The sequence below is a fragment of the Microbacterium sp. W1-4-2 genome, from assembly GCF_058349885.2.
Genome location: NZ_JBYRJC020000003.1, coordinates 217,884 through 231,760, shown reverse-complemented (window position 1 = coordinate 231,760; position 13,877 = coordinate 217,884). Strand labels below are relative to the sequence as shown.

The following is a 13,877-nucleotide window of genomic DNA, read 5'->3' as shown; positions in this document are numbered from 1 at the left end:
GCACCCGGCACGAAGCCGGGTGCCGTCTCTCGTCGTCACGGGCGGCGCAGCCGCTCCGGGTTCGGCGCTGCGACCGGGTCCCAGCCACGGCGGGTCGGGCGGGCGCCGCTGCGGTGCTCTTCGCGGGAGCGGTACACGATGTAGGGCCGGAACAGGTACTGCACCGGCGCCGAGAACACGTGCACGAGCCGCGTGAACGGCCACAGGATGAACAGGAGCGTCGCCGTCAGGGCGTGCAGCTGGAACATGAGGGGCGCGCCGTCCATGAGCTCGGGCTGCGGCTGGAACAGCAGGATGCTGCGCACCCACGGTCCGATCGTCGCGCGGTACTCGTACCCGGGGCCGAACAGCTGGTAGATGAACGTGGCGAGCGTCCCGAACACGAGCGTGAGCGCGAGGAGCACGTACATGACCTTGTCCATCGTGGTCGTGGCCAGGAACACCGGTCCGACCGTGCGACGGCGGTAGATCAGGATCGCGAGCCCGATCAGGGTGAGCACGGCCGCCGCCGTGCCGAGGATCGTCGCGCCCAGATGGTACATGTGCTCGTCGATGCCGATCGCGTACAGCCATTCGCGGGGGACGAGCAGGCCGACCGCGTGGCCCACCAGCACGCACAGGATGCCGAAGTGGAACATCGGCGAGCCCCACCGCAGCAGGCGGTTCTCGTACGACTGGCTCGAGCGGGTGGTCCAGCCGAACTTGTCGTAGCGGTAGCGCCAGATGTGGCCCACGACGAACACCGCGATGCCCGCGTACGGCAGGGCCACCCACAGCAGCATGGACAGGGGGTTCATGCGTCCTCCCTCGCATTCGGAGCCGAGCCGGAGCGCGCCGAGTACGGCGGCAGATTGCCCAAGAAGCTCAGGCCCACCGTCTCGGTCGGCGGTCCTTCGCTGATGAGGTCGAGGTAGCGTTCACGCGTGGCCTCGTCGATCGGCGGCAGCGACAGCGTCACCGCGCGGGCGACGTCCGCCCACGGGCTGTCCATGCCCTCGAGCGCCGCGCGCAGCACCTCGATGCCCTCGCGGTGGCTCGACAGCAGCGCGCCGGCGATCTCGGAATCGCTCATCGCTGAGAACTCCAGCACGGCGGGCAGATAGTCCGGCAGCTCGGCGGCGTCGAACTCCCATCCCGCGGCGCGGTACGCCTCGAGGATCGTCACCAGCGCCGTCCCGCGCTTGCGGGTGTCGCCGGTGGCGAAGTACGTCAGGTACAGGCTGCACTTGCGCTTCAGGTCGAACGTCGTGACGTACAGCCGCTCCCAGGCGCGGGACGTCGGATCGGCCGCAGCGGCCCGGGCTGCGGCATCCATGAACCGCCCCAGGGGCGTGCGCAGCTCGTCCGGCAGCGGGGCGACCAGGGCCCGCACGGTCGGCAGCTTCGCGAACCACGCCGCGTCGGGGTAGTCCAGCAGAACGGCCGCGGCCATGTGCACGCGTTGCCGCTGCTCGCGGCCGAGCGTCAGGGCATCGAGCCGCGGCGGCAGCGTACGGCGTGCGGTGGCGCGAAGGCGGGCGGCGAGCAGCATCAGGCGTCCTCGTCCTTCGGTGGGAACAGTCCCTCGGGAGCCCCGTTGCCGTCCCAGTTCAGCAGGTTCACCCGGCCGGGGCTCGGCCTCGACGCCCGATCGGAGGTCTGCCGGGTCGACAGGGCGTGGAAGTTCTCCACCGCGACCGGCAGCGGGTGCCCGCTGGACGTGCCGAACGGACCGGCACCGCCCATGCCCGGCCCGCCCTCGTAGTCCAGCGAGCACGCGAGCTCCTCGAGCTCCCGCGCCTGTTCGGCGTGGGCGGCCGGGATCACGTAGCGGTCGTTGTACTTGGCGATCGCCAGCAGCCGGTACATCTGCTCGATCTCGGCACCGGTCATGCCCACCGCCGTCGCGATCGACTCGTCGCGCTCGTCGGCCAGGTTGATCCCCCTCATGTACGAGCGCATCGCGGCGAGCTTGCGCAGCGACTCGTCGACCGGCTTGACATCGCCGGCCGTGAACAGCTCGGCCAGGTACGAGATCGGGATGCGCAGCTTGTCGATCGCGGCGAACAGGGTGCGCGCGTCCTCGCCGTCGTTGCCCGACCCGGTGACCACATCGACCACCGGCGACAGCGGCGGGATGTACCAGACCATCGGCATCGTGCGGTACTCGGGGTGCAGCGGCAACGCGACCTTGTACTGCGAGATGAGCTTGTGGATCGGGCTGTTCTGCGCCGCCTCGATCCAGTCCTCGGGGATGCCGTCGCGGCGGGCCGCCTCGACGACGGCGGGGTCGAACGGGTCGAGGATGACGCTGCGCTGCGCGTCCAGCAGCTCGTGCTCGTCTTCGACGCTCGCGGCCTCCGCGACCCGGTCCACGTCGTACAGCACCAGACCGAGGTAGCGCAGGCGTCCGACGCAGGTCTCGGAGCACACGGTCGGCAGGCCCACCTCGATGCGCGGGTAGCACAGCGTGCACTTCTCGGCCTTGCCGGTCTTGTGGTTGAAGTAGACCTTCTTATAGGGGCAGCCCGACACGCACATGCGCCAGCCGCGGCACTTGTCCTGGTCGACGAGCACGATGCCGTCCTCGGCGCGCTTGTACATCGCGCCGGAAGGGCACGACGCCACGCACGACGGGTTGAGGCAGTGCTCGCAGATGCGCGGCAGGTAGAACATGAACGCCTGCTCGAACTCGGCGTGCACCTGCTCGCTCATCTTGCGCAGGATCGGGTCGTCCTGCATGGTCTCGGCGGAGCCGCCGAGGTCGTCGTCCCAGTTCGCCGACCACGAGATCTTCATGTCCTTGCCGGTGAGCAGGCTCTTGGGCCGCGCGACCGGCGTGTGCTCCCCGGCGGGGGAGTTCAGCAGCATGTCGTAGTCGTACGTCCACGGCTCGTAGTAGTCGTCGATCTCGGGCAGGTACGGGTTCGAGAAGATGTGCGCGAGCTTGCTCAGGCGCCCGCCGCTGCGCAGCTTCAGGCGGCCGCGCTTGGTGCGCACCCAGCCGCCGCCCCACTTCTCCTGGTCCTCGTACGTGCGCGGGTAGCCGACGCCCGGACGGGTCTCGACGTTGTTGAACCACACGTATTCGACGCCGGTCCGGTTCGTCCAGGCCTGCTTGCACGTCACCGAGCAGGTGTGGCATCCGATGCACTTGTCGAGGTTCATCACCATCGACATCTGCGCCATGACCTTCATCGGTACTGCACCTCCTGGCTGCGCCGGCGGATCGTGGTGACCTCATCGCGCTGATTGCCGGTGGGGCCGAGATAGTTGAACGCCCACGCCAGCTGCGCGTAGCCGCCGATGAGGTGGCTCGGCTTGAGCAGGATGCGGGTCAGCGAGTTGTGGATGCCCCCGCGGCGGCCGCTGGTCTCGCTCAACGGGACGTCGACCGTGCGGTCCTTCGCGTGGTACATGTACACGGTGCCCTCGGGCATGCGGTGCGACACGATCGCGCGGGCGACCACGACGCCGTTGCGGTTGTATGACTCGATCCACTCGTTGTCGCGCACCCCGATCTTGGCCGCGTCCTCGACGCTCATCCAGATCGTGGGTCCGCCGCGCGACAGCGACAGCATGAACAGGTTGTCCTGGTACTCGGAGTGGATCGACCACTTCGAGTGCGGCGTCAGGTACCGCACGTTGACCTCGGCTCCCGATGCCGTCCCCGGCACCGCGTCGCCGAACAGGCGGTGCATGTCCAGCGGCGGCCGGTAGATCGGCATGTTCTCGCCGAGCTCCTCCATCCAGTCGTGGTCGAGGAAGAAGTGCTGCCGGCCGGTCAGGGTGTGCCAGGGCTTGAGCTGCTCGACGTTCACGGCGAACGCGGTGTAGCGCCGGCCGCCGTGCTCGGACCCCGACCACTCCGGCGACGTGATGACGCTGCGCGGCTGTATCTGCACGTCGCTGAACGTGATCCGCGAGCCCGCGTGCTCCTCGGCGAGGAACGCCATCTTCTGCCCGGTCTGAGCCTCGAGCTGCTCGAAGCCCTGCACCGCGAGGCGTCCGTTCGTCGTGCCCGAGAACGCGAGCACCATCTCGCAGGCGCGCTTGTCGGTGTCCAGGCGCACGCGTCCGACCATGGGGCCGGCGTCGACCACGCCGTTGAGCTGCTTGAGCGTGGCGATCTCGCGGTCGGGCCGGTACGTGATGCCCTTCGTGGTCATGCCGGCCTTCTCGGTCAGCGGGCCCAGCGACTTCCACTGCTCGGCCAGCGCGGGGTAGTCGCGCTCGACGACGATGAGCTTGGCCATCGTGACGCCGGGCTTGAGCGGCAGATCCTGGACGGCGCCGTGCGGAGTGGCCAGCGCATCCGGCGTGTCGTGCTGCAGCGGCGCCGCCACGATGTCGCGCCGCACGCCCAGGTGCGTGCGCGCCATCTGACTGAAGCGCTCGGCCAGCATCTTGAAGGTCTCGAAGTCGGTGCGCGTCTGCCACGGCGGGTCGATCGCCGGGGTGAACGAGTGCACGAACGGGTGCATGTCGGTCGACGACAGGTCGTACTTCTCGTACCAGGTGGCCGTCGGCAGCACGATGTCGCTGAACAGGGTCGTCGAGGTCATGCGGAAGTCGCTGGTCACCAGCAGGTCGAGCTTGCCGATCGGGGCGTCCTCGCGCCACCGGATGTCGCGCGGGCGCGATCCCTCGGCCGCCTCGCCCACGCGGATCGAGGCATCCGTGCCCAGCAGGTGCTTCAGGAAGTACTCGTTGCCCTTGCCCGACGAGCCCAGCACATTCGCGCGCCACATCGTGATGACGCGGGGGAAGTTCTCGGGCGCGTCCGGGTCCTCGCACGCGTAGTGCAGCGAACCGTCGTTCAGGCTGTCCACGACGTGCTGCGCGGGCTCTTTGCCGAGCGCCTCGGCCTCGTCGCACAGATCCAGCGGGTTGCGTGCGAACGTCGGATAGCTCGGCATCCACCCGCGCTTGACCGACTCGACGAGGCAGTCGGCCGTGGTGCGTCCGTCGAACGTGCCGCGTGCCAGTGCCGAGGCCAGCTGGTTCGCCGGCAGCCCGTCGTAGCGCCACTGATCGGTGGCCAGGTACCAGAACGCGGTGCCGATCGCCTGTCGCGGCGGGCGCACCCAGTCGGCCGCGCCCGCGTACTGGTTGTAGCCGGTGAGGGGGCGCACCTTCTCCTGCCCGACGTAGTGCGCCCAGCCGCCGCCGTTGACCCCCTGGCAGCCGGTCATCATCGTGAGGGCCAGGAACGTGCGATAGATCGTGTCGGAGTGGAACCAGTGGTTCGTGCCCGCGCCCATGAGGATCATCGACCGGCCGCCGCTGCGTTCGGCGTTGTCGGCGAACTCGCGGCCCATGCGGGTGGCCTGCTCGGCCGGCACCGACGTGATCTCCTCCTGCCAGGCGGGAGTGCCCGGCGTCGAGGCGTCGTCGTAGCCGGCGGGCCATTCGCCGGGCAGCCCGTCGCGGCCGACGCCGTACCGGGCGAGCATCAGGTCGAACACGGTCGTGACGGTGTGACCCGCGACCTCGCGCACCGGCACCCCGCGGGCGACAACGCCCGCGCCGCCGGCGTGCTCGTGCCCGGCCTCGGGCGCGACGTCGAACCGGGGCAGCGCGATCTCGGCGCTCGCCCCGTCCCAATCGGCGAGGTCGGCGATCGACAGCGGCGGCACGACGTCGCCGAGGTCGAGGTTCCACCGGCCTTGGTCCTCGGGCGAGAAGCGGTGCCCGAGCGAGCCGTTCGGCACGACGACCTCTCCGGCCGCGTCGAGCACAACAGGTTTGAACGCGGCGTGGGCGGCTGCGGCATCCTGTCCCGAATCCGATGGGCCGAGGTCCGATGCCGTGACGAACTTGCCGGGCACCAGCCGGTCGCCGTTGCGCTCGAGCGTCACGAGATACGGGGCGTCGGTGTAGCGGCGCATGTAGTCCTCGAACCGTGCCGTGCGCCCCTGCACGAAGTGCTCGGTCAGGATGACGTGCCCCATCGCGATCGCGAGGGCGGCGTCCGTGCCGGGGTGCGGCGAGGCCCACTCGTCGGCGAACTTCGTGTTGTCGGTGTAGTCGGGCGAGACGACGATGACCTTCTGCCCGCGATAGCGCGCCTCGGTCATGAAGTGGGCGTCGGGGGTGCGGGTGATGGGGACGTTCGACCCCCACATGATGAGGTACGCGGCGTTCCACCAGTCGGCGGACTCGGGCACGTCGGTCTGGTCGCCGAACACCTGGGGGCTGGCGACCGGCAGGTCGGCGTACCAGTCGTAGAACGACAGCATCGTGCCGCCCAGCAGGTTCATGAACCGCGAGCCGGAGCCGTGCGAGATCATCGACATCGCCGGGATGGGCGAGAAGCCGGCGACGCGGTCGGGTCCGTACTTCTTCACCGTGTACACGTGTGCGGCCGCGGTGATCTCGACGGCCTCGTCCCACGTCGCGCGCACGAGTCCGCCTTTGCCGCGCGCGCTCTTGTACGCGGTGGATGCCTCGGGGCTTTCGACGATCGCCTCCCACGCTTCGACGGGGTCGGGGAACTGCTGCTTCGCCTGGCGGTACAGCTGCAGGAGGGTGTCGCGGATGTAGGGGTATCGCACGCGCGTCGGCGAGTACGTGTACCAGCTGAAGGCGGCGCCGCGGGGGCAGCCGCGCGGCTCGTACTCGGGGGAGTCCGGCCCCACCGACGGGTAATCGGTCTGCTGGGTCTCCCAGGTGATGATGCCGTCCTTGACGTACACCTTCCATGAGCACGATCCCGTGCAGTTCACGCCGTGCGTGGAGCGCACCACCTTGTCGTGCGACCACCGGTCGCGGTAGAACACGTCGCCGTCGCGGCCGCCCTCGAGGAAGAGCGTGCGCAGATCGGCCGAGACCTCACCCGGACGGATGAACTTGCTCAGCTCCAGCAGCGTGTCGGCAAGCGGCCCGTCGGTGGCGGGCGTCGCGGTGCGGATGTCGGGGGTCATTCCATCTCCTCCAGCCTCACGAGTACCCCCAGTATGTGCCGGGCCCGCAGAGGATGCCAGAGGCCGAGCCGTGTTTAATCGGTTGCTCTCCCGTGGAAAATCACGCGACGTCGACGGCCGTGACGCCAAGGCGGCGAACGAATAAAAACGGTGCGATCGGGTGACTTCGCCCGGTGTCCTGGCTACTGTGGGCGCCATATGAGAGGAGTCGTCATGACCCCCACGCAGGGATCCGCTCCGGCCACGGCGACCTCGGTGCAGCTGCGCGGCGCCCTCGGCCAGGTGATCCTCGCGACCCTCGCCTCGACGGTCGGGTTCTGGGCGTGGATGGTGATCGCCCCGCTGCAGAACCTGTACACGCAGCAGATGGCCCTCAACCAGGGGCAGGTCTCGCTGCTGCTGGCCATGCCGGTGCTCGTCGGCGCCCTCGGGCGCATCGTGGTCGGGGCGCTGGCCGATCGCCTCGGCGGGCGCAGGGTGTTCGCCCTGGTGCTGCTGGCGGGCGTTCCCGCAGTACTGCTGGTCGCGCTGGCCGGCTCGATCGGCAGTTACCCGCTGCTGCTGGTGGCGGCGTTCCTGCTCGGAGTGCCGGGCACGATCTTCGCCGCCGGCGTGCCGTTCGCCAGCGCCTGGTTCGCACCCGCGCGCCGGGGCTTCGCGAACGGCGTGTTCGGCATGGGGATGATCGGCACGGCCGTGGCCGCGTTCTTCACCCCGCGGCTGCTGCGATGGATCGGCTACCTGCCGACGCACCTGCTGGTGGCGGGGCTCATGGTCCTGACGGCGCTCGTGGTCTGGGTCGTGATGCGCGACTCGCCGGTGTGGACGCCGAGCCGCCAGCCCCTCGTGCCGAAGGTCGTCGGCGCGCTGAAGCTGCCCGTGACCTGGCAGATGGCCTTCCTCTATGCGATCGTCTTCGGCGGGTTCGTCGCCTTCTCGACGTATCTGCCGAAGTATCTGATGACGATCTATCCGCACGAGGTCGACCCGGTCGGGGCGGGCACCCGTACGGCCATGTTCGCGGTGGCGGCCGTCATCGCGCGGCCGATCGGCGGCATGCTGGCCGACCGGCTCGGGCCCAAGCTCGTCTCGCTGGTGTCGCTGGCGGGCATCGTCGGAACCGCCTACATCGTCGGGCAGCAGCCGCCGGAGGGGATCGTCACCGGCGTCGTGTTCCTGTTCATGGCGGCGGCGATGGGACTCGGCATGGGCGGGGTCTTCGCGTGGGTCGGCCCTTCTACGCCTCCCGACAAGGTCGGAGCGGTCACCGGGGTCGTCGCGGCGGCAGGGGGCCTCGGCGGATACTTCCCACCGCTCGTGATGGGTGCCACGTATCACGCCGAGACGAATTCGTACTGGCTCGGGCTGTGGCTGCTGGTGCTCGTCGGCGCCGGCGCGCTCGTGGTCGCCGGCATGCTGCGCGATGCCCGTGCCGCGAAATGACCCGTCACCCCCGCGCGATGACTACGGTGGGGGTATGGCAGCAGAGCGGTTGCAGGCGATAGGGGATGCGCACGGACGCGCGCTGCACGATCTGCGGATCTCGGTGACCGATCGGTGCAACTTCCGCTGCGTGTACTGCATGCCCAAGGAGATCTTCGGCCGCGACCACGAGTTCCTGCCCCGTGGGCTGCTGCTCTCGTTCGAAGAGATCACACGCGTGGCCCGCGCGGGCATCGCCCTGGGCGTGCGCAAGCTGCGCCTCACCGGCGGCGAACCGCTGCTGCGCCGCGACATCGAAGAGCTGGTCCGCATGCTGGCGGCTCTGCCGACACCGGACGGCACCCCGCTCGACATCGCCCTGACCACGAACGGGTCTGCGCTCGCGCACAAGGCCGCCGCTCTGCGCGAGGCCGGCCTGAATCGCGTCACGGTCTCGCTCGACTCGCTCGACGACGCGACGTTCCGGGCCATGAACGACATCGACTTCCCCGTCGCGCGGGTGCTCGAGGGCATTCGCGCCGCCCGCGACGAGGGCTTCCCCGTCAAGGTCAACACCGTCGTCAAGCGCGGTGTGAACGACCACGACATCGTGTCGGTCGCCGAGCACTTCCGCGGCACCGGCGTGACGGTGCGGTTCATCGAGTTCATGGACGTCGGCACCACCAACGGCTGGAACCTCGCCGAGGTCGTGCCCTCGGCCGAGGTGATCGAACGCATCTCGGCCGTGCACCCCCTGGAGCCTGTGCCGCCCGCGTATGCGAGCGAGACGGCGACCCGCTGGCGGTACGTCGACGGCGCCGGCGAGATCGGCGCGATCTCGAGCGTGACCGCGCCGTTCTGCGGCGCCTGCACACGGGCGCGGATCTCGGCCGACGGCAAGCTGTTCACCTGTCTGTTCGCCGCGCGCGGCCATGACCTGCGCGCGCTGCTGCGCTCGGTGCCCGACGACGGGTCCGACGACGCGGCTGTGCGCGACGCGCTCGCCGGCATCTGGGCGGTGCGGGACGACCGGTACTCCGAGCTGCGCTCGCAGGCGACCGCGCCCCGCGATCACGTCGAGATGTCGTACATCGGCGGCTGAGCCCTCGCGCGCCTGGCTAGGCTCGCTCACGTGACCCGCATCCGTCCCTTCCGTCCGGGAGACGAACCCGCGCTCGGTGAGATCTGCGTGCGCACGGCCGATGCCGGGGCGGATGCGACCGGCCTGCTCTCCGACGACGACATCTGGGCCGCGATCTTCGCGTGGCCGTACGCGCAGCACCACCCCGATACCGCGTTCGTCGTCGAAACGGACGACGCACGCGTGGCCGGCTACATCGTGTGCGCACCCGATACCGACGCGTTCGAGCGGTGGTTCGCCGACCAATGGTGGCCGTCGTATGCAGCCCGCTGGCCCGTGCCCGCGGCCGCCTCGGCCCGCGAGGCCGACATCCTCGGCTATGCCGCGGGGCGCGGGCGCGAACCGAGCGGCTTTCAGGCGCAGGGCTACCCGGCGCACCTGCACATCGATCTGCTGCCCGAGCTGCAGGGGCAGGGATGGGGTCGTCGCCTGATCGCGGCGCTCGCCGAGCGGCTGCGCGAGCTCGGCGTCGAAGGCGTCCACCTGTCGGCCTCGGTCGACAACGCCGGCGCGGCGGCGTTCTATCCGCGGGTCGGGTTCGATCGGCTGCCGTCGGACGACGGCGGGCGGTCGTTCGGCATGCGTCTGAGCAGTGACTGACTGATCAGTGACTGACTGATCAGTGACTGATCGCCTCGGCCAGGTCGCGCAGCCGCCGTCGCTCGCGCAGCGGTGGCGCTCCGGTGGTGCCCACGATCCGCTCGTCGTCCTTCACGACGCCGTCCTCACGCCAGCCGTGCCGCTCGTAGAAACCGGCGGCGCGAGCGTTGCCGTCCAGCACCCACAGCGACGCGTCGGCGAACCGCGCGTCGCGCAGGGCCTGCTCGGCGGCGCCCATGAGCGCGTGACCGACACCGGTCGACCAGCGGTCGGGCAGCGCGTACAGCGCGTACAGCTCGCCGCGGTGCGGCCCGTCGTCGTCGCGACAGGGGCCGACGGCCGCCCAGCCGACCGGATGGTCGCCGTCATATGCCACGAAGTCGGTCGTGCGCGGGTCGGCGTGGCGCTCGTCCCAGTGCAGCGCGCGCAGCTGCGCCTCGTGTTCGATGTCGAGGCGCTCCAGCAGCACCGGCGGGATGAGGCCGAGATAGGCCGTGCGCCACGAGGTCACCCGGATCGTGGCGATCGCGCGGGCGTCGGCCGCCGTCGCACGCCTGACCGTCACCGTCATGCCTCGACGCTACCCGAGACACGCCCGGTGCACGGAGCCTGCATCAGGACGGCATGGTCAGCTGCACGTGGCACTGCGCGGGGTCGCACGTCGGCAGCAGCCCCTCGACCTCGAGCGGCCCGCCCGCCTCGGCGAGCACGCCCTGCATGAGGCCCACGTGCACGCCGCACAGCACGTCGCGGTGCCGGCCCTGCGACTGCGCATACGCGCACGGCGTGAGGTCGACGGTCAGCTGCTCCTCGTCGACGACCGGGTCGAACCCGGCCTCCTGCAGGTCCTCGACCAGGGCGTCGAGCTGGTGCTGGGCGTCGTCGGGCAGTCCCGACTCGGTCCACGGCATGACCCGCCGCATCAGGTCGCCGCGGGCCGCGGCGTCCCGCACCTTGCGCTGCGCGACGGGACTGGGCGGCGCGCCGGGTCCGGCTACCGCGCTGTAGAGCATGCGCGGACGCCCGCGCGTGGCCCGATGCTCGGTCTCGGGCACGACGTACCCCGACTCGATGAGCCGCTGCAGATGCTCGCGGACGGTGTTCGCGTGCAATCCCGTCGCCGCGCTCAGCTCGGCGATCGTGCGGGCGGGTCTGGTCTGCAGCAGATGCAGGATCTGCACTCGCGAGTAGCTCGAGATCGCGCTGTAGCCCGTGGCCATGGCTCCATTATGACCGGCCCGGATCTGTGCGCGGGACGCGTTGCGCTCAGCCGTCGAGGCGGGCGAGCAGCTCGACCGCCGCGCGGGTGTAGCCGTCGATCCACCGGTCGTGGATGCGCTTGATCGGCAGGGGCGCGAGCGCCAGATGACGTTCGCGCCCGACCTTGCGTCCGGTGACGAGCTCGGCCGATTCGAGCACCCGCAGATGCTGCAGCACCGTCGTGCGATCGAGGTCGCCGAACAGATCGCACAGCGCGCCGGTCGTGCGCGGCGACTCCTTCAGCGCATCGAGGATGCGGCGGCGCACGGGCGAGGCGAGTGCCTTGAAGACGAGGTCGTCGTCCGACGGCTTGTGCGAGGCATCCATCATGTTGTAAAAATACAACATGTCTAGCGAACTGAAGGAACTGGCGTTCACCGTGTCGGGACGCGTCGCGCGGCCCCCGGCCGAGGTCTACGAGGCCGTGGCCGATCCCGAGCAGCTGTCGCACTACTTCACGACCGGGGGAGCGCGGGGGCGGATCGAGGCGGGTGCGGACGTCACGTGGGACTTCCACGACTTTCCGGGCCGGTTCCCGATCGACGTCATCGAGGCCGAGCCCTCGCGGCGCATCGTGATCCGCTGGGGCGGCGACGCGGTCACCGCGGCCGACGGGCGCACCACCACGACGTTCGAGTTCGAACCCGTCGACGACGGCGCGCGCACCCTCGTGACGATCACCGAGTCGTCATGGCGGGTCACGCCCGAAGGGGCGCGCAGCGCGTTCGGCAACTGCGAGGGCTGGACCGGGATGCTCGCCGCGCTCAAGGCGTGGGTCGAGCACGGCGTCAACCTGCGCGAGGGATTCTACGCGTGAAGCGGGGCCGCCCTACGGCAGGTAATACGTCGGGTTCGGCAGCTTCACGATCTGGTCGGCGTGCTTGCCGATGAGGTCGCTGTACTGGTCGCCGACGTTCGCGACGATCCGGTAGCCGCCGCCGGCCGGCGTCTCGACGTACGCCCGCGTCTGCGACTTGTACTCGATCGTGGTGCACTTGGCGGTCGCGCACGTGATGTACGACGGCTGCTGGCCGGCCGCCCACTTCGTGTAGTAGTTCTCGGGAGTGAAGCCCGTGTAGTACTTCGCGAGATTGCCGAGGGTGGCCTGCTTCTGGTCGGCGCCGCGGCCGGTGAGACCGATCATCGTGCACCCGGCATCCCGGATCGTGTTCGTCGCCGCGACCATGCCCGGGGTCGCCGGGAACCGCTCGGGCTGCACCCAGTCGTCGTTCTGCGTCTGCGGATTGAACACGAAGTGCATGTCGGCGACCTCCATGTCGTACGTCCACAGCGTCGTGTCGTCGGCGTCGAGCACGATCGCCGGCTTCTCGCCCCTGGCCGAGAGCTTCTGGCACTCGGCGGCGATCGCCGGCACGCGACGGTTCAGCAGCGCCGTCATCTCGGAGATGTACGGCGAGGAGTCGGTGTTCGCCAGGCCCGTCCCGGAGTCGCCGTAGTAGGTCGCGATGGTCTTCTTGACGATGTCGATGTTCGGGATGCCTTCACCGCCCTGCGTGAGGCCGCTCGAGCCGTCCGCCTTCAGCTGGAACTGCGTACGCGGGGTCAGCTTCGGTTCGTCCACGCCCGGCAGATCGGGCGAGGGCAGGTAGTAGGTCGGGTTCGGCAGCTTCACGTCGTGGTCGGCGAAACCGCCCTGCAGGTCGGACCACTGGTCGCCGATGTTCACGGCGATGTCGTAGCCCAAGTCGTTCTCGAGGTGCTTTCGGGTCAGAGCCTTGAACTCGACCGTGCTGCACTTCGCGGTCGCGCACGTGATGTACGACGGCTGGGCGCCCGCCGCCCACTTCGTGTAATAGTTGTCGGCCGTGAAGCCCGTGTAGCCGACCTTGGTCACATTCGCGATCGGGGCGGGCTTCTGGTCGGCACTGCGGCCGGTGATGCCGATCACGGCGAAGCCCAGCTTGCGGGCGGTGTTCACGAGGCCGACCATGCCCGGGGTCGCCGGGAACTTCTCGCCTTTGACCCAGACGTCCTGTTCGGCGGGGTCGAACACGAAGTGCATGTCGGCGACTTCCATGTCGTACGTCATGAGCATGGTGTCGTCGGTATCGACGACGATCGCCGGCGTCTTGCCGGTGCGCGCCGAGGCCTTGTAGTACGACGCCAGCTTCGCCTTCACCCGCGCCGTGATCTTCGTCATCTCGGAGATGTACGGCGAGGACGTCTCGTTCGCCAGGCCCGTTCCGGGGTCGCCGTAGTACGTCGCGATGGTCTTCTTCACGACGTCGATGTTCGGGATGCCTTCGCCACCCTGGGTCAGGCCGCTCGAGCCGTCGGCGGCCATCGTGAAGTGCGTGCGCGGCGACAGGTCGCCGGGACTGCCCCCCTGTGGATGGGCCTGGGCCGTGGTCGCCCCGGCGACGGACAGCGCCGCGGTGAGGGCGGCGGTGAGACAGACGGCGGCCAGGCGGCGTGTACGGATCATCGTTGACTCGCTTTCGGGCGGATGGACGTTCAGCCGTCCGTCACCCTAGACCCGTGCGCGACTCCCGCGAAAGGCCGCTCGCGGCACGCCTGGATGAGGATTC

At 69.6% G+C, this 13,877-nt stretch carries 12 protein-coding genes; 4 read left to right on the top strand and 8 right to left on the bottom strand.

The window, feature by feature from the left end; genetic code table 11:
* Positions 1 to 35: 35 nt before the first annotated feature.
* From narI to AC3RX0_RS13700, 4 genes are read right to left on the bottom strand one after another with little or no spacing between them, the layout of a single operon-like run.
* Positions 36 to 797: a respiratory nitrate reductase subunit gamma gene (narI, locus tag AC3RX0_RS13715; protein WP_491506552.1), complete on the bottom strand. Its 762-nt coding sequence runs from the start codon at positions 795 to 797 to the stop codon at positions 36 to 38.
* Positions 794 to 1,531 carry a nitrate reductase molybdenum cofactor assembly chaperone gene (gene narJ / locus AC3RX0_RS13710; protein ID WP_491506551.1) on the bottom strand — a complete coding sequence of 246 codons (738 nt, stop codon included), beginning with the start codon at positions 1,529 to 1,531 and terminating at the stop codon, positions 794 to 796. Before narJ ends, narI begins: the two co-directional genes overlap by 4 nt.
* A complete protein-coding gene (narH, locus tag AC3RX0_RS13705) occupies positions 1,531 to 3,177 on the bottom strand; it encodes a nitrate reductase subunit beta (protein ID WP_491506550.1) in 1,647 nt (548 codons plus the stop codon). The genes narJ and narH overlap by 1 nt, the downstream gene beginning before the upstream one ends.
* Positions 3,174 to 6,905 carry a nitrate reductase subunit alpha gene (locus tag AC3RX0_RS13700; RefSeq protein ID WP_491506549.1) on the bottom strand — a complete coding sequence of 1,244 codons (3,732 nt, stop codon included), beginning with the start codon at positions 6,903 to 6,905 and terminating at the stop codon, positions 3,174 to 3,176. The genes narH and AC3RX0_RS13700 overlap by 4 nt, the downstream gene beginning before the upstream one ends.
* Before the next feature lie 213 nt (positions 6,906 to 7,118).
* Between AC3RX0_RS13700 and AC3RX0_RS13695 the strand changes: the two genes are divergently transcribed.
* From AC3RX0_RS13695 to AC3RX0_RS13685, 3 genes are read left to right on the top strand one after another with little or no spacing between them, the layout of a single operon-like run.
* Entirely contained in the window at positions 7,119 to 8,348 is a 1,230-nt protein-coding gene (locus AC3RX0_RS13695) for an MFS transporter (protein ID WP_491506548.1), read from the top strand.
* A gap of 34 nt (positions 8,349 to 8,382) precedes the next feature.
* Entirely contained in the window at positions 8,383 to 9,429 is a 1,047-nt protein-coding gene (gene moaA / locus AC3RX0_RS13690) for a GTP 3',8-cyclase MoaA (protein WP_491506547.1), read from the top strand.
* 30 nt (positions 9,430 to 9,459) lie between these two features.
* Positions 9,460 to 10,068, top strand: a complete 609-nt coding sequence (locus AC3RX0_RS13685; protein WP_491506546.1) for a GNAT family N-acetyltransferase — start codon at positions 9,460 to 9,462, stop codon at positions 10,066 to 10,068.
* A 19-nt stretch (positions 10,069 to 10,087) separates the two neighbouring features.
* Here AC3RX0_RS13685 and AC3RX0_RS13680 read toward each other — a convergent pair whose 3' ends face one another.
* Genes AC3RX0_RS13680 through AC3RX0_RS13670 form a run of 3 tightly spaced genes read right to left on the bottom strand, consistent with a single transcriptional unit; the run spans position 10,088 to position 11,658 of the window.
* Positions 10,088 to 10,639, bottom strand: a complete 552-nt coding sequence (locus tag AC3RX0_RS13680) for a GNAT family N-acetyltransferase (protein ID WP_491506545.1) — start codon at positions 10,637 to 10,639, stop codon at positions 10,088 to 10,090.
* Positions 10,640 to 10,682: 43 nt separating this feature from the next.
* Positions 10,683 to 11,288, bottom strand: coding sequence for a helix-turn-helix transcriptional regulator (locus tag AC3RX0_RS13675; RefSeq protein WP_491506544.1), 606 nt, complete (start codon positions 11,286 to 11,288; stop codon positions 10,683 to 10,685).
* Between the two features lie 46 nt (positions 11,289 to 11,334).
* The gene (locus AC3RX0_RS13670) at positions 11,335 to 11,658 is read right to left on the bottom strand and encodes an ArsR/SmtB family transcription factor (RefSeq protein WP_498165987.1); all 324 of its coding nucleotides are present in this window, start codon (positions 11,656 to 11,658) and stop codon (positions 11,335 to 11,337) included.
* Between the two features lie 16 nt (positions 11,659 to 11,674).
* Here AC3RX0_RS13670 and AC3RX0_RS13665 point away from each other — a divergent pair, with 16 nt between their 5' ends.
* Complete coding sequence (locus AC3RX0_RS13665; RefSeq protein WP_491506542.1) at positions 11,675 to 12,145, top strand: SRPBCC family protein; 471 nt, start codon at positions 11,675 to 11,677, stop codon at positions 12,143 to 12,145.
* Between the two features lie 12 nt (positions 12,146 to 12,157).
* On the opposite strand, the gene AC3RX0_RS13660 is transcribed toward AC3RX0_RS13665, so the two are convergent.
* Complete coding sequence (locus AC3RX0_RS13660; RefSeq protein ID WP_491506541.1) at positions 12,158 to 13,774, bottom strand: HAD family acid phosphatase; 1,617 nt, start codon at positions 13,772 to 13,774, stop codon at positions 12,158 to 12,160.
* Positions 13,775 to 13,877: the final 103 nt, after the last annotated feature.

Excerpts from the sequence above, each read along its gene's own strand:
- narI (WP_491506552.1), bottom strand. The coding sequence starts at position 797 with ATGAACCCCCTGTCCATGCTGCTGTGGGTGGCCCTGCCGTACGCGGGC.
- AC3RX0_RS13675 (WP_491506544.1), bottom strand. The coding sequence starts at position 11,288 with ATGGCCACGGGCTACAGCGCGATCTCGAGCTACTCGCGAGTGCAGATC.
- AC3RX0_RS13670 (WP_498165987.1), bottom strand. The coding sequence starts at position 11,658 with ATGATGGATGCCTCGCACAAGCCGTCGGACGACGACCTCGTCTTCAAG.
- narH (WP_491506550.1), bottom strand. The coding sequence starts at position 3,177 with ATGAAGGTCATGGCGCAGATGTCGATGGTGATGAACCTCGACAAGTGC.
- moaA (WP_491506547.1), top strand. The coding sequence starts at position 8,383 with ATGGCAGCAGAGCGGTTGCAGGCGATAGGGGATGCGCACGGACGCGCG.
- AC3RX0_RS13695 (WP_491506548.1), top strand. The coding sequence starts at position 7,119 with ATGACCCCCACGCAGGGATCCGCTCCGGCCACGGCGACCTCGGTGCAG.
- AC3RX0_RS13665 (WP_491506542.1), top strand. The coding sequence starts at position 11,675 with ATGTCTAGCGAACTGAAGGAACTGGCGTTCACCGTGTCGGGACGCGTC.
- AC3RX0_RS13680 (WP_491506545.1), bottom strand. The coding sequence starts at position 10,639 with ATGACGGTGACGGTCAGGCGTGCGACGGCGGCCGACGCCCGCGCGATC.
- narJ (WP_491506551.1), bottom strand. The coding sequence starts at position 1,531 with ATGCTGCTCGCCGCCCGCCTTCGCGCCACCGCACGCCGTACGCTGCCG.
- AC3RX0_RS13660 (WP_491506541.1), bottom strand. The coding sequence starts at position 13,774 with ATGATCCGTACACGCCGCCTGGCCGCCGTCTGTCTCACCGCCGCCCTC.
- AC3RX0_RS13700 (WP_491506549.1), bottom strand. The coding sequence starts at position 6,905 with ATGACCCCCGACATCCGCACCGCGACGCCCGCCACCGACGGGCCGCTT.